The following is a 20,364-nucleotide window of genomic DNA, read 5'->3' as shown; positions in this document are numbered from 1 at the left end:
GCGGATCTGCGATGATGTTTTCATCCCTTTTTCTCAGATTTTTACGAAGACCTATTCGATGCAGTTGACCCGTCATCTTGATGCCAATGCCCGCCTGGTTTCGCTGATCGAACCGCTGGCGCTGCGTGATGGCTACAGCCAGACCGGCCTGCCCGGTGTGCAGATCTTGCGCGCCAGTTGCGACGTCGCCCGTGGCCCGCATATCTACGAGCCGAGCCTGATGATCATCGCTCAGGGCAGCAAACTGGCGTTTCTCGGCCCACGCACCATGGAATACGGCGCCGGGCATTACCTGATCCAGGCGCTGCCGGTGCCGTTCGAATGTGAAACTTTCGCCTTGCCCGATGCGCCGTTGCTTGGTGTGTCGGTGGCGATCGATCGCGTGCTGCTCGGCGAGCTGGTGCTAGCCATGGGGTTGGCGCCGGGGCGGCATATTCCGGCGCAGACGCCGGAGTCGATGACCTCGGTGGTGCTCGATGATGGCATGCGCGGTTGTGTCGAGCGGCTGCTCAGCTGCCTGCACGATCCGCTGGAATGCCAGATTCTCGGCCCGGCGCGGGTCCGCGAATTATTGTTCGTCGCGCTGCGCGGGCCGCAAGCGGATGTGTTGCGCGCGTTGGTCGAGCAACAAGGGCAATTCGCCCGGGTGGCGGCGTCGATCAGCCATCTGCATGCGCACTACACCGAGCCACTGAATGTCGAGACCCTGGCCGGTTGCGCGAACATGAGCGTGTCGACCTTCCACGAGCATTTCAAACGCAGCACATTGTTGTCGCCGGTGCAGTATCTCAAGCGTTTGCGCTTGTTGAAGGCGCAGACGCTGCTGGTGGCGGAAGGGCTGGGTGTGGCGCAGGTGGCGCATCGGGTGGGGTATCAGAGCACGTCGCAGTTCAGCCGCGAGTACAAGCGTTACTTCGAGCGCAGCCCGGGAGACGAGCGCGCTGCTTGAGCCAATGGAGATCCCCTGTAGGAGTGAGCCTGCTCGCGATAGCGGTGTATCAGTTGACGATGATGCTGACTGAAACACCGCTATCGCGAGCAGGCTCACTCCTACATTGGTTCGGCGGTGGTGCAGGAATCGCGGGCAACAAAAAGGCCCCCATTTCGGGAGCCTCTTTGTTCAGCGTTTCGACTTACATGTTCGGATAAGTCGGGCCGCCGGCACCTTCCGGCGCCACCCAGGTGATGTTCTGCGCAGGGTCCTTGATGTCACAGGTCTTGCAGTGCACGCAGTTCTGGGCGTTGATCTGGAAGCGCTTCTCGCCGTCTTCCTTGGTGATCACTTCGTACACGCCGGCCGGGCAGTAGCGCTGCGCCGGTTCGTCGTACAGCGGCAGGTTCTTGCTGATCGGGATGCTCGGGTCGGTCAGCTTCAAATGGCATGGCTGTTCTTCTTCGTGGTTGGTACCGGAGATGAACACCGAGCTGAGTTTGTCGAAACTCAGTTTGCCGTCGGGTTTCGGATAGTCGATCTTCTTGCAGTCGGCCGCGAGCTTGAGGCAGGCGTAATCCGGCTTGGGGTCGCGCAGGGTGAACGGCAGTTTGCCGCCGAAGATGTTCTGGTCGAGCCAGTTGAAACCACCACCGATGATCGCGCCGTATTTGTGAATCGCCGCGCCGAAGTTGCGACTGGCGAACAGTTCTTCGTGCAGCCAGCTGTTCTTGAACGCGTCAACATAAGTGGTCAGCTCGACCGTGCAGTCCTGCTCGGCGAACAGCGCATCGGCTACCGATTCAGCCGCGAGCATGCCGGACTTCATCGCGGTGTGGCTGCCTTTGATCTTGGCGAAGTTCAGGGTACCGAGGTCGCAACCGATCAGCGCGCCACCCTTGAAGACCATTTTCGGCAGCGAGTTCAGGCCGCCCTTGGCGATGGCGCGGGCGCCGTAGCTGACGCGCTTGCCGCCTTCCAGGTATTGCTTGAGCACCGGGTGATGCTTGAGGCGCTGGAATTCGTCGAATGGCGACAGGTAAGTGTTGCTGTAGGACAGGTCGACGATCAGACCGACCACCACCTGATTGTTTTCCAGGTGATAAAGGAACGAGCCGCCGGTGTTCTCGGTGCCCATGATGTCCAGCGGCCAGCCGGCGGTGTGCACCACCAGGCCTGGCTGATGCTTGGCCGGGTCGATTTCCCAGATCTCTTTCAGACCGATGCCGTAATGCTGGACGTCGGCATCGCTGTCGAGGTTGTAACGCTTGATCAGTTGCTTGCCGATGTGACCACGGCAGCCTTCGGCGAACAGCGTGTACTTGCCACGCAGTTCCATGCCCGGGGTGTACAGGCCTTCTTTCGGCTGGCCTTCACGATCTACGCCCAGATCACCGGTGATGATCCCGCGCACCACGCCGTTTTCATCGATCAGTGCTTCCTGAGCGGCGAAGCCCGGGTAGATTTCCACACCGAGGTTTTCGGCCTGCTGAGCCAGCCAGCGGCACAGGTTGCCGAGGGAGATAATGTAGTTGCCTTCGTTGTGCATGGTCTTGGGCACAAAGAAGTCAGGAATCTTCTGCGCGCTGTCGGCGTTTTTCAGCACGAAAATGTCATCGCGTGTTACTGGCGTGTTCAGCGGCGCGCCGAGTTCTTTCCAGTCCGGGAACAGCTCGTTCAGTGCGCGCGGTTCGAACACCGCACCGGAGAGGATGTGCGCGCCGACTTCGGAGCCTTTTTCGACCACGCAGACGCTGATTTCCTTACCGGCGTCAGCGGCCTTCTGCTTCAAGCGGCAGGCGGCGGACAGACCAGCGGGGCCGGCACCGACGATGACGACGTCGAATTCCATGTATTCGCGTTCCACAGGCTATCTCCTACTCAAGGCTCAACAGTTTTTTTTCTAATATGGAGGTTTGATCTCGCATCCGTATTGCCTTTACGTTAACGTCAAAGGGAATATTGGCGAATCCACCTTTCTCTCTAGGCGGCGCATTATATCTACACCACTCCCAGCGTCCAATACAAACGTTTGTTTGAATCGCCTCCAGCCCTGATAAATCAAAGAAGCGCGGCTTATGACAGGGCATTTTGGCGTATTGACCAGAATGGGCGTTCCGGTCAAGATACGGGCGGTTTTGCGCTCGCCGTAGGCAGACTGGCGGTTTCAAGAGCACCTCTAAAGACAGGGCACAGGCAGTAGACGGTGATGCGCAGCGCAAGTCCGGCGCGCAGTTTACACAGCGTGGGAATGAATGACCCGGCAGTCACCCCTGACGAACGGTCATCAGCCTTCGCCAAGTGAATCACCTCACATTCAAGCCGGCGTTTTTAGAGGTGCCCTTGTCGCCCGATGAGCATCATCCGCCAGGTTCGCCTAGGCGACTTTCTTTTCACCGGAGAGTAACGAGGAATCCATGAAGGTTCTTGTAGCTGTCAAACGCGTTGTGGATTACAACGTCAAGGTCCGCGTCAAGGCGGACAATTCCGGCGTCGACCTCGCCAACGTCAAGATGTCGATGAACCCATTCTGCGAAATCGCCGTGGAAGAAGCCGTACGCCTGAAAGAGAAGGGCGTTGCGACTGAAATCGTCGTCGTCTCCATCGGCCCGACCACCGCTCAGGAGCAGCTGCGTACCGCACTGGCTCTGGGTGCCGACCGCGCCATCCTCGTCGAATCCGCTGAAGACCTGACCTCGCTGGCCGTGGCCAAGCTGCTCAAGGCCGTCGTCGACAAGGAACAGCCTCAGTTGGTGATCCTTGGCAAACAGGCGATCGACAGCGACAACAACCAGACCGGTCAGATGCTCGCTGCACTGAGCGGCTACGGCCAGGGCACGTTCGCTTCGAAAGTCGAAGTCTCCGGCGACAGCGTTGCCGTGACCCGCGAAATCGACGGCGGCGCGCAGACCGTTTCGCTGAAACTGCCGGCCATCGTCACCACCGACCTGCGTTTGAACGAGCCGCGCTACGCGTCCCTGCCAAACATCATGAAAGCCAAGAAGAAGCCTCTCGAAGTGCTGACTCCGGACGCTTTGGGCGTTTCCACCGCCTCCACCAACAAGACTCTGAAAGTCGAAGCGCCGGCAGCACGCAGCGCAGGCGTCAAGGTCAAGTCGGTGGCTGAATTGGTCGAGAAACTGAAAAACGAAGCGAAGGTAATCTGATCATGACTATCTTGGTAATCGCCGAACACGACAACAAAGTGCTGGCCCCGGCCACACTGAACACCGTGGCCGCTGCTGCCAAAATCGGCGGCGACATCCACGTTCTGGTGGCAGGTCAGGGCGCAGGCCCGGTGGCCGAAGCCGCGGCGAAAATCGCTGGCGTGAGCAAAGTCCTCAACGCTGACAACGCCGCCTACGCGCATCAGCTGCCGGAAAACATCGCGCCGCTGGTAGCCGAGCTGGGCGCTGGCTACAGCCACATCCTCGCTGCCGCGACCTCCAACGGCAAAAACATCCTGCCGCGCGTGGCTGCTGCGCTGGACGTTGACCAGATCTCCGAGATCATCTCGGTCGAAAGCGCTGACACCTTCAAGCGTCCGATCTACGCCGGTAACGCCATCGCTACCGTGCAATCGACTGCTGCGATCAAAGTCATCACCGTGCGTGCCACCGGCTTCGATCCGATTGCCGCTGAAGGTGGTTCGGCTGCCGTTGAAGCGGTTGGTGCTGCCCACGACGCCGGTACGTCGAGCTTCGTCAGCGAAGAGCTGGCCAAGTCCGATCGTCCTGAGCTGACCGCTGCCAAGATCGTCGTTTCCGGCGGTCGCGGCATGCAGAACGGCGACAACTTCAAACACCTGTACGCTCTGGCCGACAAGCTCGGCGCGGCTGTTGGTGCTTCCCGCGCTGCGGTCGACGCAGGTTTCGTACCGAACGACATGCAGGTCGGTCAGACCGGCAAGATCGTTGCGCCACAGCTGTACATCGCCGTCGGTATCTCCGGCGCGATCCAGCATCTGGCCGGTATGAAAGACTCCAAAGTGATCGTTGCGATCAACAAGGACGAAGAAGCGCCGATCTTCCAGGTGGCCGATTACGGTCTGGTGGCGGATCTGTTCGAAGCAGTACCTGAGCTGGAGAAGCTGGTCTAATCCGGCGGCTTCACTTATAAAGAGCCCGGCCTGTTGGTCGGGCTTTTTTTTGTCTCGGATTTGAGTGGGGAGCGGTTGGCCATGGATCTGCGCTGCGGATGGTTGTTGGGATTGGTGCTGTTGCCCGGTTTGGCCACGGCCGCTGGCAAGTGCGAGCGCCTGGTCGTCACCGGCAGCCCGGATGCGCCGCCGTACCTTTGGCAGGACCCGCAAAACCCCAAGCAATTGATCGGTGCCAGTGCCGATCTGTTGCAGCAAGTGGCCAAGGACCTCGGCATCAAAGTCGATCTGCTGTATGCCGGCAAACGCTCGCAAGCGCTCGACGAAGTGCGCAGCGGGCGCATGGACATGCTGGCCGACGCACCGCTGACCGTGAATGAGCTGGAAAACCTCGACTACATTCATCCGCCCCTGCTGGAAAACGACTACCTGGTGTGGACACGCAAAGGCTCGACGCTGACCTATGCCGAGGCGGCCGATCTGAAAGGCCATGCCGGCGCGGTGTCGGAAAAGTCTCGGATGACCCAGGCATTCGGCGCTTTCGCCGAGCAGAATCTGACCCTGACGCGGACGGCCAACCTTACCCAGGCCTTGCAGAAATTGCTCTTGGGTGAGGTGGAATATGTACTCGCCGGGCGCTACTCAGGGCTCGCCGCCGCGCAGGCATTAGGCATGAGCAACGATCTGTTGACGTTCGAGCAACCCATCGACCGGCCGGGTCTGTTCCTCGCGGTTTCGCATAACTCGGCCTGCAACGATCCGTGGTTGCGCGGACAGCTCGCCAAAAAGATGACAGAATTGTCCGCGTCCGGACTGACGGAAGCCGCGCTGCAACGCAACATCGAGCGCTGGAAGGCGCAACAGCAACAGCCGCCACAACCTGTCAGTGCCCCAAAACAGTAGGGATTCTTAGTGAGTATTCGACCTCTTTTCGCGGCTGTGGCCGTTCTGGCCCTGGCCGGGTGCGCAACCGATCCGGCACCCAGTGAACAAATGCGTTTGACCGAACAAGCCATCGCGCAGGCCAAGGCAGTCGGCGCCACCGCTGACGAAGTGCCGGAAATGCAGCTGGCCGAAACCAAATACAACCGTGCCAAGGGCAATATGGCGGACGAGTCCTATCGCAACGCGCGCATGCGTGCCGAGCAGGCCGAACTGGATGCACGTCTGGCCGAAGCCAAGGTGCTGACGAAAAAAAGCGAAGAGCAACTCAATGTGCTCAATACCCGCATTGTCCGCCTGCGCAAGCAGCTGCAACTGGGGGAAGCGCAATGAGCCTGAATTCCAACGCCCTTGGCATTCTGCTTCTTGCCGGTTGCGCCAGCCTGTACGGCTGCGCCGGCCAGCATAGCGAGGCGGCGCTGCAACAGGCCGGCGCTGATTTCCAGAAGGTCAAGGAAGATTCCAACGTGCTGCGCATCGCGCCGAAAGACGTGATCCGTGCCGGTGAATCCCTGGCCCGCGCCGATCGTCTGTCGACCTATTGGGGCAGCGGTGCCGACGTGGTGCATTACGCCTACCTGAGTCAGCGCTACAGCGAAATCGCTCGCGAGCATACCAATCAGGCGCTCAATGAGGAACGCGCAGCCAAGCTCGAGCTGGAGCGGCAACGGCTGCAACTGGCCCTGCGCGAATCGAAGCTGCTCAGCGTGCAGCAGCAGGGCAAATGGCTGGAGGAACAGATCGTGGCGCTGGCCACCACGCAGACCGATCGCGGTCTGGTGATGACCCTCGGCGACGTGTTGTTCGACACCGGCGAAGCGGAACTGAAGAACTCGGCCAACCGTGTCGTGTTGAAGATCGTTCAGTTCCTGCAACTGAACCCCAAGCGCGTGGTGCGCATCGAGGGTTATACCGACAGCACCGGCGGCAAACAGGAAAACCTCAAACTGTCCCGCGACCGCGCGCAATCGGTGGCTGACGTGCTGGTCGATCTGGGCGTCGATGAAAAACGCATTCAGGTCGAAGGTTACGGTGACCAGTTTCCGGTAGACGCCAATGCTTCCGAGCGCGGCAGGGCGCAGAACCGCCGGGTGGAAATTGTTTTCTCCGACGAAAAAGGCCAGCTCGGCGCCGCCCGCTGAGGGTTGCGTCTCTGGGAAGCCCGGCCTGTCATGCAGCGCCGGGCTTTTTTACGTCTGTGTCGATTGCCGCGCAAAACCGTACAGATGGGGCAGACACCGCACTGTACGGTCGAGTAATCTGGCAACTGTCCCAGTACACTTCTAAACTGTTCCGGTATTGTTTCACACAAGAATAAAACGCCCGTGAAATCGAGTGCTGCGTCATGACCAATCTCTTGCTCTACCAACGTATTGCTCAGCAACTGGCCGAAGACATCCGCCGTGGTGTCTATCAACCCGGGGAGCGCGTGCCTTCGGTGCGCAAGATGAGTTCGCAGCTCAACGTCAGCCATGCGACTGTGCTGCAGGCGTACGCCAACCTTGAAGATCAGGGCCTGATCCGCGCCCGGCCGCAGTCGGGTTACTACGTGCACCAGACCCCGGCGCTGACCGCGCCGACGCCGGACATTGCCCGGGTCGAACGGCCGGGGCTGGTCACCCGCAGCAGCATCATCCAACAGGTATTGGTCGAGTCCCGGCGTGAAGGCGTGTTCCCGCTTGGCGCTGCGGTGCCGAGTGTCGATTATTTGCCGGTAAGGGCACTGCATCAGCAGCTCGCCAAGGTCACCCGGTTTCACAGTCCACGGGCGTTCAGCTACATGTTCAGCCCCGGCTTCGAACCGCTGCGCCGGCAAGTCGCGATCCGCATGCGGGACGCCGGCGTGGTGGTCGATCCGTCGGAAGTGGTGATCACCCACGGCTGTGTCGATGCCTTGCAAATGTCATTGCGCGTGCTGACCCGGCCGGGCGATCTGATCGCGGCGGAATCACCGACCTATTACGGCCTGCTGCAACTGGCTGATCTGCTCGGTCTGAAAGTCATCGAAATCCCCAGTGATCCCGCCACCGGCATGAGCCTGGAAGCCTTGCAACTGGCCGCCAACCAATGGTCGATCAAGGCACTGGTGCTGACCACGCGCCTGAGCAATCCACTCGGCGGAACCATGCCGGAAGAGCGGCAGAAACAGTTGCTGCGCCTGGCCTCGGATTTCGACATTCAGATTGTCGAAGACGATATCTATGGCGAACTGATGTTCGAGCAAGGCCGCACCAAAGCGCTGAAAGCCTATGACCGGCTGGATCGGGTGATCTACTGCTCGAGCTTCTCCAAAACCTTATCGCCAGGTGTGCGCATCGGCTGGATGATCGCTGGCAAGTACCAGCAGGAAATCCAGCGCCTGCAAACCTTCAGCACCCATTCGGCGTGCAGCGTTACGCAAATGGCGATCGCCGCCTATCTGGAAAACGGCGGTTATGACCGGCATTTACGGTACATCCGTCAGGAATACCGAAAAAATCTCAGTGCGTTTCAGCTCGCGGTGCAGCAACATTTCCCCGAAGGCACGCAAATGTCCCGGCCCACCGGCGGTTTTATCCTGTGGGTGAGCTTGCCGGGGCGGGTCAACACTCAGGAATTGCATGTCCGCGCATTGCAGCAAGGCATCAGCATCGCGCCGGGGCTGATCTTCAGTAACACCGAGCAGTTCAACCACTGTATCCGCCTCAATTGCGGCATTCCTTGGAATCGCGAGGCGGAGCGGGCACTGATGACGCTGGGTCTGTTGGCGACGCAACTGTGTCAGGAAACCGCTGGCGGATTCTGAACGAGGAGGGAGGTGATGCTTGTCATGTGACGCACAACAGGCGAGCATGTGGCCCTCTGCCGTTAGTCTCGTTGGGTCCATGAAAGCGATTGTTCCTGCCGCGTGGGTATTGCTGGGTTTGCTGATGATCGGTCAGGTACCGGGTGTCATGGCGGCCGCAGCCCAGGAAAAACCGGCAGCGACGGGTACGGCGAACAAAGCCGTGAAAACCGCGGTTCCCGCGAAGAAAGCCCAGGCCAAAAAAAACGCCACAGTGAAGAAGCGCCGCCCGGTTGCGTCGAAATCGAAATCCGCCAGCGAAGTGGCGAAAACCAAATTGCCGCCGGCAAAACTCGATCTCAGCCTGCCCAAGGATATGGTTGAAGAGTTGAAGCCCAAGGGTACCGTGGAGCTGCCCAAACGCGAGGCGATCCTGCCGCAGATGTTTGGCGAGAAAGACAACGGTTTTCAGCTCAACGGCCGCTTGCTCAGCAACGAAATGCAGTTGCAACTTCGCAACGAAGCGCGACGCGATGTAGAAGGCGCGGCGCTGGATTTCGAATTCAAACAATAGAACAGGCCATCTGTGATGCGCAGGGCAGACGCTTCGTCGGAGACTGCCCGGTCACTTTTACTTATCGTTGAAAACCCGCTTGCAGCAATTTGAAACAGCCGTTTTAGCGGTTACTCTGTTCCCCGTCTCTTTACACATCGCCCGTCGCGAGGATCTGTACGTCATGAAATGCCGCGAAGGCTGTGGCGCTTGCTGCATTGCCCCCTCCATCAGTTCACCGATCCCCGGCATGCCCGACGGCAAACCCGCCGGCGAACGTTGCGTGCAACTGTCGGTCGATAACCTGTGCAGCATTTTCGGCCGCCCGGAACGTCCGGCTGTTTGCTCGGGCTTCGCTGCGGATGTCGAGGTCTGCGGCGGCAGCTCGGAAGAAGCGATCAGATTGATCGGCTGGTGGGAGCAGATGACGGCGGCGTGATGTGTTCACCAACGGAACTTCAACAATAAGGAATAACACTATGGGTTCGCTGCACCGTATCGCTGTGTTGTGTGGTCTGACTGCCGTACTCGCCACTTCGGCCGCCCAGGCGGAAGACTGGAAAGTCGCCAAGAACGAAGACGGCATCAAGGTTTCCCTGAGTGAAATACCCGGGTCTGACTACAAGTCCTATCAGGGCGTCGCGCTGATGAAGACCACCATCGCTAAATTGCGCGCTTTGCAGGAAGACGTCTCCGGCGCCTGCGCCTGGATCTACGAGTGCAAGTCCCAGAAGCTGCTCAAACATGAGGGCGATCAGAGCTGGACCTATACTCAGTTCAATACGCCGTGGCCAGTGACCTCGCGTGATTCGGTGTTGAAGATCACTACCGTTGAAGGCACCGATGGCAGCCTGACCCGCAACCTTGAAGGCGTGCCGACCTATCTGCCGGAAGAAAAAGGTTTCGTGCGGGTTCAGCAGGTCAAGGGTTTCTGGAAGTTTGTGCCTAAAGGCGATCAGGTCGAAGTGACCTATCAAGTGCACACCGAGCCAGGCGGCAGCGTTCCAGCGATGGTCGCCAACAAGTTTGTCGTTGATGCGCCATTCAATACCCTGAAAGCGCTGAAACAACGCGCCGAGAAATAATCAATTCGCTGTAGACAAAACGCCCCGACCGGTTCGGGGCGTTTTGTTTTGTCTCTAAATTGTATTTCCAGATATGCGTTGCACGAAATTTTCACAAAGCCTTCAAGACAATTCGCCCGCACTTGTTGCCTGCTACAGCGCTGCCTGCCCTTTGAATGAAAGTCTCGAAGAGCAGGGCAGTAATCAATGGCAATGGTGTGAACGATCGTGCAACATTTGCGCACCGCGCACGCCCCGGGGTCTGGAATGACCAATAGAGGGCCTGGCGCCGCTGTATTTTTGCAACTTCAACTTCCAATGGGTCCTAAAACGACATGGCAAACCCGGACGCCCTGAATCAGCAGCGATCTTCTGCTCGCCTGCTGCAACCGACCGTCAAATCGCATCTGGCCTACACGCTGCTGTGCGCACTGGTCATGATGGTCATGTTTTCCGCGCTGCGCCTCGCGCTGCTGGTCTACAACCGCGAGATGATCCTCGACACCCCGGCCGCGACCTTCCTTGAAGCGTTCGTCAATGGCTTGCGTTTTGACCTGCGCCTGGTGGTTTACCTGAGCATTCCGCTGGTGCTGGCGCTGTTCAGCGCCCGGGCCATGGCCGCGCGCGGCTTCTTTCGCCTGTGGCTGACCATCGCCTCGAGCATTGCGCTGTTCCTCGGCCTGATGGAGATGGACTTCTACCGCGAGTTTCACCAGCGCCTCAACGGTCTGGTGTTCCAATATGTGAGAGAAGATCCGAAAACCGTGATGAGCATGCTCTGGTACGGTTTCCCGGTGGTGCGCTACCTGCTGGCGTGGGCGATCGGCACGGTGATTCTGACCCTGGCGTTCAAGGGCGCCGACCGTGCCACCCGTCCGCGCGGGCCGTTCAGCGGCGGCAGCGTCAGCTCCCGTCAGGTTGCACCGTGGTACACGCGTCTGGCGGTGTTCGTGGTCTGCCTGTTGATCTGCGTGGTCGCCGCCCGTGGCACCCTGCGTCAAGGCCCGCCAATGCGCTGGGGTGACGTGTACACCACCGATTCCAACTTCGCCAACCAGCTCGGTCTCAACGCCACGCTGTCGCTGATCGAGGCCGCCAAGTCGCGCATGGGCGAAGATCGCGACAATATCTGGAAAGCCACGCTGCCGCAGGAACAGGCGCAGAAAATCGTGCGTGACATGCTGCTGATGCCTGACGACAAACTGGTCGACGCCGATATTGCCGCCGTGCGCCGTGATTACATGCCGCCAGCCGACAAATCCCTGCCGATCAAGAATGTCGTCGTGATCCTCATGGAAAGCATGGCCGGTCACTCGGTTGGCGCCTTGGGTGCTCCGGGCAACATCACGCCTTACCTGGACAAACTGTCGAAGGAAGGCCTGCTGTTCGACCGTTTCTTCTCCAACGGCACCCACACTCACCAGGGCATGTTTGCGACCATGGCCTGCTTCCCGAACCTGCCAGGTTTCGAATACCTGATGCAGACCCCGGAAGGCAGCCACAAGCTGTCCGGTCTGCCGCAGGTGCTCAGTGCCCGCGATTACGACGACGTGTACGTCTACAACGGCGATTTCGCCTGGGACAACCAGTCGGGCTTCTTCAGCAACCAGGGCATGACCAACTTCGTTGGCCGTAATGACTTCGTCAATCCGGTGTTCTCCGATCCGACCTGGGGCGTGTCCGACCAGGACATGTTCGATCGTGGCCTGCAGGAGCTCAAGGCGCGGGAAAACGGCAAGCCGTTCTACGCGTTGCTGCAAACCCTGTCCAACCACACGCCGTACGCCTTGCCGACGCCATTGCCGGTCGAGCGCGTGACTGACCGTGGCAGCCTCAACGAACACCTGACCGCCATGCGTTACTCCGACTGGGCGCTCGGCCAGTTCTTCGAGAAGGCGCGCAAAGAGAAGTACTTCAACGAAACCCTGTTCGTCATCGTCGGCGACCACGGCTTCGGCAACGAGCGCCAGATCACTGAAATGGACCTGGGCCGCTTCAACGTGCCGATGCTGATGATCGCTCCGGGCATCCAGCAGAAGTTCGGTGCCCGTGACCACACCGTGGGCACGCAGATCGACATCGTACCGACCATCATGGGCCGTCTCGGTGGTGAAGTGCGTCACCAGTGCTGGGGGCGTGACCTGCTCAACCTGCCGCAGGGCGACACCGGTTTCGGTGTGATCAAGCCATCGGGCAGCGAGCAGACTACCGCCATCGTCACCGCCGACCAGATTCTGGTGCTGCCGCGCGACAAGGACATGGGCCCGAAAATCTGGCAATACCAACTCGGTGCCAATCCGCACGCTGAAGTCGTGCCGAATGCGCCGCGTACCGCCGAACTTAAACTCAAGCTCGAGGCGTTCCTGCAAACCGCGACCAAGAGCCTGCTCGACAACACCGCCGGTGTGATTCACGGCAAGCCGGACTGATGACTCGGTAAATTCCGCGCAATAAAAAAGAGGCCCTTGAAAAAGGGCCTCTTTTTTTTACAGCTTCAAATCTTCATATCTTGCCGAGTAACAACAGCACCAGCAGCACGACCAACACCACGCCGATAATGCCCGACGGGCCATAACCCCAACTTCTGGAGTGCGGGAAGACCGGCAGACCACCGATCAGCAACAGGATCAGGATGATGATTAGAATTGTGCCCATGGGTGATTTCCTTGTTCAGAGTCTGGAAGAGTCTTGACGCTCAGTGGGCAGCTGGATAGCAACTAAATTCCAGCCGGCTTACATGTTCCGACTTGCGCGAATGAAAAAAAATTCAATGTTTTTTTAATGTATTTGGATTGCTCTGTTATTTCCTTTCCAGCGAAAAGATCGCAGCCTCGTTGCACTCGTCAGCTCCTACAGGATTGGATGGCGAAGTTGGCGGGGGCTGCAATCTTTTGATCCTCCATTCAGCAATTGGATGGAGCGTGGGCGGCAGTGGAACCTTCGCTACACTCGGCGCATCTCTCCCGGAACAACAAGGCTGTCCGCTATGCAAAATCGCATGATGATCACTGGTGCAGGCTCAGGCCTGGGTCGCGAAATCGCGCTGCGCTGGGCCCGTGAAGGCTGGCGGCTGGCCTTGTCCGATGTCAGTGAACCCGGCCTGCAGGAAACCCTGAAACTGGTGCGCGAGGCGGGCGGTGAGGGTTTCATCCAGCGCTGTGACGTGCGCGATTACAGCCAGCTCACCGCCTTCGCTCAGGCCTGTGAAGAGAAGCTCGGCGGCATCGACATCATCGTCAACAATGCCGGGGTCGCCTCGGGCGGATTCTTCAGCGAACTGTCCCTGGAAGACTGGGACTGGCAGATCGCGATCAACCTGATGGGCGTGGTCAAAGGCTGCAAGGCGTTCTTGCCGCTGCTGGAACAGAGCAAGGGCAAGATCATCAACATCGCCTCCATGGCCGCACTGATGCAAGGCCCGGCGATGAGCAACTACAACGTGGCCAAGGCTGGCGTGGTGGCGTTGTCGGAAAGTCTGTTGATCGAACTGGCGCAGCAGGAAGTGGCGGTGCATGTGGTCTGTCCATCGTTCTTCCAGACCAACTTGCTCGATTCTTTCCGCGGGCCGACCCCGGCAATGAAAGCGCAGGTCGGCAAGTTGCTGGAAAGTTCGCCGATCAGTGCAGCGGACATCGCGGACTACATCTACCAGCAAGTCGCCGCCGGCGAATTCATGATTCTGCCCCACGAACAAGGGCGCATGGCCTGGGCGCTGAAACAGAAGAATCCGCAACTGCTCTACAACGAGATGACTTCAATGGCCGAGAAAATGCGCGCCAAGGCCAAACAAAACAACGCTTGATCTTGTTCGTGACCCGCCGCGTGGTTAGGGTGGCCGCCATGGTCACCCTGTCGAGACGCGTTCATGCTCAATTACCTGTGGTTCTTCCTTGCGGCGCTGTTCGAAATTGCCGGCTGTTTTGCTTTCTACATGTGGCTGCGCCAGGGCAAGAGTGCGTTGTGGGTGATTCCCGCGCTGCTCAGTCTGACCGTGTTCGCGCTATTGCTGACCCGTGTTGAAGCGGCCTACGCCGGGCGCGCCTATGCCGCGTATGGCGGCATCTACATCGTTGCTTCGATTGGTTGGCTGGCGGTGGTCGAACGGGTACGCCCGCTGGGCTCGGACTGGATCGGCATGGTGCTGTGCGTGATCGGTGCCAGCATCATTCTGTTCGGGCCGCGCTTTTCCGCCGCCTGATACTTTTGTGCGAAGCGTCTGACGGCTGCGGGCGTGGGAGGCTGTAGGGCAAGACTGATTTGCTCGTCGTGCATTGTGAAGCCGCTGTAAGCCGCGCATCTTCAGGGTTTGCCAGTCCTGAAGGATGAATCCCATGCTTGTACTCAGCCGTGTGGTCGGTGAGTTGATTTCAATCGGTGACGACATCACCCTGCGTGTTCTGTCGGTAAACGGCTCCAGTGTGCGCTTCGGCGTCGAGGCGCCGAAAAAAGTCCATGTGCACCGCGCCGAGGTCTATGACCGGATCAAGCGCAAGGAGGCCGCCGCGAAGGCTGGCTGACGACTATCAGTCGAACAGATGCTTGGGCACGTCGTGTTTGAGCATCAACTGGCACTGTTCGCTTTCCGGGTCGAACACGATCAGTGCCTGGCCTTTGGTCAATGCCTGGCGCACCCGCAGTACGCGGGTTTCCAGCGGGGTGTCATCGCCGTTGTCGGTACCGTCGCGGGTGACGAAATCCTCGATCAGGCGGGTGAGGGTGTCGACTTCAAGCGCGTCGTGGGGAATGAGCATGGGCACCTCGGTCAAATCGATGTCGGGATGCTACGGGGATTGGGTTTTGCCTGCCAGTTTTTGTAGTGCCTCGACCGGCGCCATCGCGAGCAGGCTCACTCCTACAGGGGAACGCATTCCAAATGTAGGAGTGAGCCTGCTCGCGATAGCGGTTTTCCAGGCGCAATGATTCAACTGTCCGAACGCTGCCCCACCAGACTGTCCACCGGCGGCACCCGGGTCTCGCTTTCCATCTGCGTGTCATGCTCGATCTGATGGCTGAAGCGGTCCAGTGAAGCATTGGCCGGGGCCGCATCGCTGGCGAACACCGGCGGGCTCAGAATGTACGCGCCGAGCAAGCGGCTGAGCGCCGCCAGGCTGTCGATGTGCGTGCGTTCGTAGCCGTGCGTGGCATCGCAACCGAAGGCGAGCAGGGCGGTGCGGATGTCGTGGCCGGCGGTGACCGCCGAGTGCGCATCGCTGAAGTAATAGCGGAACATGTCGCGGCGCACCGGCAATTCGTGATCACCCGCCAGGCGCAACAAGTGCCGCGACAAGTGATAGTCGTAAGGGCCGCCAGAGTCCTGCATCGCCACGCTCACCGCGTGTTCGCTGGAATGCTGGCCTGGCGCTACCGGCGCAATGTCGATGCCGACAAATTCGCTGACGTCCCACGGCAAAGCCGCCGCCGCACCACTGCCGGTTTCTTCGGTGATGGTGAACAGCGGATGGCAATCAATGTTCAGTTCCTGGCCGCTGTCGACAATCGCCTTGAGCGCGGCGAGCAGCGCGGCAACGCCGGCCTTGTCGTCGAGGTGGCGCGCGCTGATATGGCCGCTTTCGGTGAACTCCGGCAGCGGGTCGAACGCCACCACGTCACCGACATGAATGCCCAGCGATTCGCAATCGGCCTTGGTCGCGCAGTAGGCATCCAGACGCAGTTCGACGTGATCCCAACTGATCGGCATTTCATCGACCTGAGTATTGAACGCATGCCCGGAGGCCATCAGCGGCAGCACGCTGCCGCGAATCACGCCGGTGTCGGTAAACAGGCTGACCCGGCTGCCCTCGGCAAAACGGCTCGACCAGCAACCGACCGGAGCGAGGGTCAGGCGACCGTTGTCTTTCACTGCACGCACAGCGGCGCCGATGGTGTCCAGGTGCGCAGACACCGCGCGGTCAGGGCTGCTCTTTTTGCCCTTCAGTGTGGCGCGAATGGTGCCGCGCCGGGTCATTTCGAACGGAATGCCCAGCTCTTCAAGACGTTCGGCGACGTAGCGCACGATCGTGTCGGTGAAGCCGGTGGGGCTGGGAATCGCGAGCATTTCCAGCAGGACTTTTTGCAGGTAAGCCAGATCGGGTTCAGGGATTTGTGTGGTCATGGAAACTCCTGATGGGTTGAGCACTGATCGTTCCCACGCTCTGCGTGGGAATGCAGCCCGGGACGCTCTGCGTCCCTCGAATGGACGCGGAGCGTCCGATGAGGCGTTCCCACGCAGAGCGTGGGAACGATCAGGAAAGGTCAAACAGCCGGCTGACTATGCGGAAACAACAGATCGACAAAGCGCTCCGCCGTCGGCTGCGGTTCGTGGTTGGCCAGGCCGGCACGTTCGTTGGCTTCGATGAACACGTACTCGGGCTGATCCGCCGCCGGCACCATGAGATCGAGGCCGACCATCGGAATGTCCAGCGCCCGCGCCGCACGCACTGCCGCGTCGACCAGGGTCGGATGAAGAATGTCAGTCACGTCTTCCAGCGTCCCGCCGGTGTGCAGATTGGCCGTGCGCCGCACGAACAGATGCTCGCCGGCCGGCAGAATGCTGCTGTAGTCATAGCCGGCAGCATGCAGCGTGCGTTGGGTTTCGTGGTCCAGCGGGATCTTGCTTTCGCCGCTGGTGGCGGCTTGCCGGCGGCGGCTTTGCGCTTCGATCAGCGCACCGATCGAATGCTGACCGTCGCCAACCACTTCCGCCGGACGGCGAATCGCCGCCGCTACCACTTCAAAACCAATCACCACAATCCGTAGATCGAGGCCTTCGTGGAAGCTTTCCAGCAGCACGCGACTGTCGAACTGCTTGGCGGTTTCGATGGCCTTCTGCACTTCTTCAATGGTGCGCAGATCCACAGCCACGCCATGGCCCTGTTCGCCGTCGAGAGGCTTTACCACCACCCCTTGGTGTTCATCGAGAAAGGCCAGATTATCGTCGGCATTGCCCGCCAGTTGCTGCGCCGGCAGCTTCAGACCAGCGGCTTTCAGCACCTTGTGGGTCAGGCTTTTGTCCTGGCACAGGGTCATGCTGATGGCGCTGGTCAGATCGCTCAGCGACTCGCGACAGCGCACGCGACGGCCGCCATGGCTGAGGGTGAACAGCCCGGCGTCGGCGTCATCCACTTGCACGTCGATGCCGCGTCGATGCGCTTCTTCGACAATGATGCGCGCATAGGGATTGAAATTCGCCTCCGGCCCCGGACCGAGAAACAGCGGCTGGTTGATGCCGTTCTTGCGCTTGATGGCGAAGGTCGGCAGGTTGCGGAAACCCAGTTTGGCGTAGAGGTTTTTCGCCTGGCGGTTGTCATGCAGCACCGACAGGTCGAGATAGGCCAGGCCGCGACTCATGAAGTGCTCGACCAGGTGCCGCACCAGCACTTCACCGACGCCCGGACGCGAGCAATGCGGATCGACCGCCAGGCACCACAGGCTGCTGCCGTGTTCCGGGTCGTTGAAGGCGTTCTGATGATTGAGGCCCATGACACTGCCGATCACCGCGCCGCTGTCCTCGTCTTCCGCCAGCCAGTACACCGGGCCGCCCTGATGATGCGGGGTGAGCAGTTGCGGATCGATCGGCAACATGCCGCGCGCCTGATACAAACGGTTGATGCCTTGCCAGTCGGTTTCGCTTTGCGCACGACGAATGCGGAAGCCGCGAAACACCCGCGTGGCCTGCCGGTAATCGCTGAACCACAGGCGCAGGGTGTCGGACGGATCGAGAAACAGCTGAGCCGGCTCAAGGCCGAGAATCTGCTGCGGTGCGGCAACGTACAGGGCAATGTCGCGCTCGCCGGGCTGCTCGTTGAGCAGTTCCTGCGCCAGTGACGCCGGGTCGGGAAAGGTGTGACCGATCAGCAGCCGGCCCCAACCGCAATGCACGGCAATCGGGGCGGTGGCAGGTTCGCTGCCGTCTTCGGCCAGGCGCGCCTGCAAACGTTCATACGAGGGGGCCTGACCACGCAACAGGCGTTGGTTGATGGACGTGGCATGGGGTTTCATCAATCAGATTCCTTGTTCACTGAGCCACAGGTTCAGGGCCGCCAGTTGCCACAATTTCGAACCGCGCAACGGGGTCAGCTGGCCTTGTGGATCAGTCAAAAGCTTGTCGAGCATGGTCGGGTTGAACAGGCCGCGATCCTGGCTCGGATCCAGCAGCAGTTCGCGCACCCAGTTGAGCGTGTCGCCCTGCAAGTGCTTGAGACCCGGCACCGGGAAATAGCCTTTCTTGCGGTCGATCACTTCGCTTGGAATGACTCGACGCGCGGCTTCCTTGAGCACTTGTTTGCCGCCATCGGGCAGCTTGAATTGGCCTGGTACACGAGCCGACAGCTCGACCAGTCGATAGTCGAGGAACGGCGTGCGCGCTTCCAGGCCCCAGGCCATGGTCATGTTGTCGACGCGTTTGACCGGGTCATCGACCAGCATCACCGTGCTGTCCAGACGCAAGGCTTTGTCCACCGCGGCATCAGCGCCAGGCTGGGCAAAATGCTCTTTGACGAAGTCGCCGGCCGCGTCGTGGTCGACCAGCCATTTCGGCTGCACGGTTGCGGCATAGTCGTCATAGCTGCGATCGAAAAACGCATCGCGATAGGCCGCATAAGGATCCGCCGCGCCGTCGACTTGCGGATACCAGTGATAGCCGGCAAACAACTCGTCGGCACCCTGGCCGCTCTGCACCACTTTGCAATGTTTGGCCACTTCCCGGGACAACAGGTAGAAGGCAATGCAGTCATGGCTGACCATCGGCTCGCTCATCGCGCGGAACGCGGCGGGGAGTTGCTCGATGATTTCTTTCTCGTCGATGCGCAACTGATGGTGACGGGTGCCGTAGTGCTTGGCGATCAGGTCCGAATACTGGAATTCATCGCCGCGTTCACCGCCGGCGTCCTGGAAACCGATGGAAAAGGTCGACAGATTCTCTACGCCGACTTCGCGCAACAGGCCGACGAGCATGCTCGAATCGACACCGCCGGACAGCAACACACCGACATCAACCGCCGCACGCTGACGAATCGCCACCGCTTCGCGGGTGCTGTCGAGGACGCGATCGACCCAGTCTTCAAGGTTGAGGTTTTTCTCGTCCTCATGCGGGCCGTAGGGCAGGGTCCACCAGGTTTTCTGTTCGGTGCGGCCATCGGCTTCAACGCGCATCCAGGTGGCGGGCGGCAGTTTTTCGATACCGGCCAGCAACGTGCGCGGCGCAGGTACGACTGCGTGGAAATTCAGGTAGTGGTTAAGCGCTACCGGATCAAGGATCGGGTTGATATCGCCGCCCTTGAGCAGGGCCGGCAATGCCGAGGCAAAGCGCAGCCGCTGGCCGGTGCGCGACAGGTACAGCGGCTTCACGCCGAGACGGTCGCGGGCGATGAACAGGCGCTGGGCATCGCGCTCCCAGATGGCAAAGGCGAACATGCCGTTGAGTTTCGGCAGCAGCGCCTCGCCCCAGGCGTGATAACCCTTGAGCAGCACTTCGGTGTCGCCGCCCGAATAGAAGGCATAACCGAGCGCTTCGAGCTCTTCGCGCAATTCCGGGAAGTTATAGATCGCGCCATTGAAGGCCAGGGACAAACCCAGTTGGCTGTCGATCATCGGCTGCGCCGAGCCGTCCGACAGGTCCATGATTTTCAGGCGTCGATGGCCCAGGGCAATCGGCCCTTGGGCATGGAAGCCCCACGCGTCAGGGCCGCGAGGCGCAAGGTGATGGGTGATTCTTTCGATCGCTGCAAGGTCTGCAGGTTGTTGATCAAAACGTAACTCGCCAGCTAATCCGCACATAAGGTCCTTACCGGTTTTTCCGTTGGGGAAGGTCAAGCCGTACCGCGCGAAAAGTGCGGGTACTCAGAAACTGACCTGTCGCGGTAAGTGGAGTTTTAGATCGATAAGTTATAAGCCAGCCGCTACGTCGCGTTGCCGGCAGTCAGGAGCGGCATCCGCAACACGCGTTGGGCGTGCGCGCCGTTACGCTTTTTCAGGTAAGCGGTTCACTGCAGAGGTTTGTGCTGGCCGGGTGGT

The 20,364-nt window shown here is 60.0% G+C and carries 20 protein-coding genes; 14 read left to right on the top strand and 6 right to left on the bottom strand.

Going from position 1 to position 20,364, the window contains the following annotated elements:
- The first annotated feature begins 58 nt into the window (after positions 1 to 58).
- The gene (locus J2Y90_RS24510; RefSeq protein WP_016770956.1) at positions 59 to 949 is read left to right on the top strand and encodes an AraC family transcriptional regulator; all 891 of its coding nucleotides are present in this window, start codon (positions 59 to 61) and stop codon (positions 947 to 949) included.
- Between the two features lie 184 nt (positions 950 to 1,133).
- On the opposite strand, the gene J2Y90_RS24505 is transcribed toward J2Y90_RS24510, so the two are convergent.
- The gene (locus J2Y90_RS24505) at positions 1,134 to 2,798 is read right to left on the bottom strand and encodes an electron transfer flavoprotein-ubiquinone oxidoreductase (protein WP_253504291.1); all 1,665 of its coding nucleotides are present in this window, start codon (positions 2,796 to 2,798) and stop codon (positions 1,134 to 1,136) included.
- Between the two features lie 550 nt (positions 2,799 to 3,348).
- On the opposite strand from J2Y90_RS24505, the gene J2Y90_RS24500 reads away from it, so the two are divergent.
- From J2Y90_RS24500 to J2Y90_RS24455, 10 genes are all read left to right on the top strand, one after another.
- A complete protein-coding gene (locus tag J2Y90_RS24500) occupies positions 3,349 to 4,098 on the top strand; it encodes an electron transfer flavoprotein subunit beta/FixA family protein (RefSeq protein ID WP_253504288.1) in 750 nt (249 codons plus the stop codon).
- 2 nt (positions 4,099 to 4,100) lie between these two features.
- A complete protein-coding gene (locus tag J2Y90_RS24495) occupies positions 4,101 to 5,030 on the top strand; it encodes an electron transfer flavoprotein subunit alpha/FixB family protein (protein ID WP_253504285.1) in 930 nt (309 codons plus the stop codon).
- Between the two features lie 81 nt (positions 5,031 to 5,111).
- On the top strand, positions 5,112 to 5,933 hold the full coding sequence (locus tag J2Y90_RS24490) for a substrate-binding periplasmic protein (RefSeq protein WP_253504282.1): 822 nt from the start codon (positions 5,112 to 5,114) through the stop codon (positions 5,931 to 5,933).
- A gap of 9 nt (positions 5,934 to 5,942) precedes the next feature.
- A complete protein-coding gene (locus J2Y90_RS24485; RefSeq protein ID WP_253504279.1) occupies positions 5,943 to 6,305 on the top strand; it encodes a DUF4398 domain-containing protein in 363 nt (120 codons plus the stop codon).
- Positions 6,302 to 7,114 carry an OmpA family protein gene (locus J2Y90_RS24480; protein WP_253504276.1) on the top strand — a complete coding sequence of 271 codons (813 nt, stop codon included), beginning with the start codon at positions 6,302 to 6,304 and terminating at the stop codon, positions 7,112 to 7,114. Before J2Y90_RS24485 ends, J2Y90_RS24480 begins: the two co-directional genes overlap by 4 nt.
- A 203-nt stretch (positions 7,115 to 7,317) precedes the next feature.
- Positions 7,318 to 8,757 carry a PLP-dependent aminotransferase family protein gene (locus J2Y90_RS24475; protein WP_024013893.1) on the top strand — a complete coding sequence of 480 codons (1,440 nt, stop codon included), beginning with the start codon at positions 7,318 to 7,320 and terminating at the stop codon, positions 8,755 to 8,757.
- A gap of 79 nt (positions 8,758 to 8,836) precedes the next feature.
- On the top strand, positions 8,837 to 9,310 hold the full coding sequence (locus tag J2Y90_RS24470; RefSeq protein ID WP_253504273.1) for a translation initiation factor 2: 474 nt from the start codon (positions 8,837 to 8,839) through the stop codon (positions 9,308 to 9,310).
- Positions 9,311 to 9,473: 163 nt separating this feature from the next.
- On the top strand, positions 9,474 to 9,728 hold the full coding sequence (locus J2Y90_RS24465) for a YkgJ family cysteine cluster protein (protein ID WP_253504271.1): 255 nt from the start codon (positions 9,474 to 9,476) through the stop codon (positions 9,726 to 9,728).
- A gap of 40 nt (positions 9,729 to 9,768) precedes the next feature.
- Complete coding sequence (locus J2Y90_RS24460) at positions 9,769 to 10,374, top strand: START domain-containing protein (protein WP_253504268.1); 606 nt, start codon at positions 9,769 to 9,771, stop codon at positions 10,372 to 10,374.
- A gap of 314 nt (positions 10,375 to 10,688) precedes the next feature.
- Positions 10,689 to 12,782 carry an LTA synthase family protein gene (locus tag J2Y90_RS24455; protein WP_253504266.1) on the top strand — a complete coding sequence of 698 codons (2,094 nt, stop codon included), beginning with the start codon at positions 10,689 to 10,691 and terminating at the stop codon, positions 12,780 to 12,782.
- A 73-nt stretch (positions 12,783 to 12,855) separates the two neighbouring features.
- On the opposite strand, the gene J2Y90_RS24450 is transcribed toward J2Y90_RS24455, so the two are convergent.
- Positions 12,856 to 13,008: a DUF3309 family protein gene (locus J2Y90_RS24450; protein ID WP_003183939.1), complete on the bottom strand. Its 153-nt coding sequence runs from the start codon at positions 13,006 to 13,008 to the stop codon at positions 12,856 to 12,858.
- Positions 13,009 to 13,339: 331 nt separating this feature from the next.
- On the opposite strand from J2Y90_RS24450, the gene J2Y90_RS24445 reads away from it, so the two are divergent.
- The 3 genes from J2Y90_RS24445 (at position 13,340) to csrA (ending at position 14,870) form a co-directional block, all read left to right on the top strand.
- Positions 13,340 to 14,155: an SDR family oxidoreductase gene (locus J2Y90_RS24445; RefSeq protein ID WP_253504263.1), complete on the top strand. Its 816-nt coding sequence runs from the start codon at positions 13,340 to 13,342 to the stop codon at positions 14,153 to 14,155.
- A 63-nt stretch (positions 14,156 to 14,218) separates the two neighbouring features.
- On the top strand, positions 14,219 to 14,551 hold the full coding sequence (locus tag J2Y90_RS24440) for a YnfA family protein (protein ID WP_253504260.1): 333 nt from the start codon (positions 14,219 to 14,221) through the stop codon (positions 14,549 to 14,551).
- A gap of 133 nt (positions 14,552 to 14,684) precedes the next feature.
- The gene (gene csrA / locus J2Y90_RS24435; RefSeq protein ID WP_024013891.1) at positions 14,685 to 14,870 is read left to right on the top strand and encodes a carbon storage regulator CsrA; all 186 of its coding nucleotides are present in this window, start codon (positions 14,685 to 14,687) and stop codon (positions 14,868 to 14,870) included.
- Positions 14,871 to 14,876: 6 nt separating this feature from the next.
- Here the strand turns inward: csrA and J2Y90_RS24430 are convergent, their stop codons facing one another.
- From J2Y90_RS24430 to J2Y90_RS24415, 4 genes are all read right to left on the bottom strand, one after another.
- Positions 14,877 to 15,104, bottom strand: a complete 228-nt coding sequence (locus J2Y90_RS24430; protein ID WP_003172962.1) for a YheU family protein — start codon at positions 15,102 to 15,104, stop codon at positions 14,877 to 14,879.
- A 170-nt stretch (positions 15,105 to 15,274) separates the two neighbouring features.
- Entirely contained in the window at positions 15,275 to 16,465 is a 1,191-nt protein-coding gene (locus J2Y90_RS24425; protein WP_253504257.1) for an osmoprotectant NAGGN system M42 family peptidase, read from the bottom strand.
- A gap of 140 nt (positions 16,466 to 16,605) precedes the next feature.
- On the bottom strand, positions 16,606 to 18,351 hold the full coding sequence (gene ngg, locus J2Y90_RS24420; protein ID WP_253504254.1) for an N-acetylglutaminylglutamine synthetase: 1,746 nt from the start codon (positions 18,349 to 18,351) through the stop codon (positions 16,606 to 16,608).
- A gap of 3 nt (positions 18,352 to 18,354) precedes the next feature.
- Complete coding sequence (locus J2Y90_RS24415) at positions 18,355 to 20,127, bottom strand: N-acetylglutaminylglutamine amidotransferase (RefSeq protein WP_253504251.1); 1,773 nt, start codon at positions 20,125 to 20,127, stop codon at positions 18,355 to 18,357.
- Between the last annotated feature and the right edge of the window lie 237 nt (positions 20,128 to 20,364).

It is taken from the genome of Pseudomonas koreensis (genome assembly GCF_024169245.1).
Taxonomy (GTDB): Bacteria; Pseudomonadota; Gammaproteobacteria; order Pseudomonadales; family Pseudomonadaceae; genus Aquipseudomonas; species Aquipseudomonas koreensis_F.
Note: the sequence above shows the minus strand (reverse complement) of the source record. Positions and strands in the feature narration are given on the sequence as shown.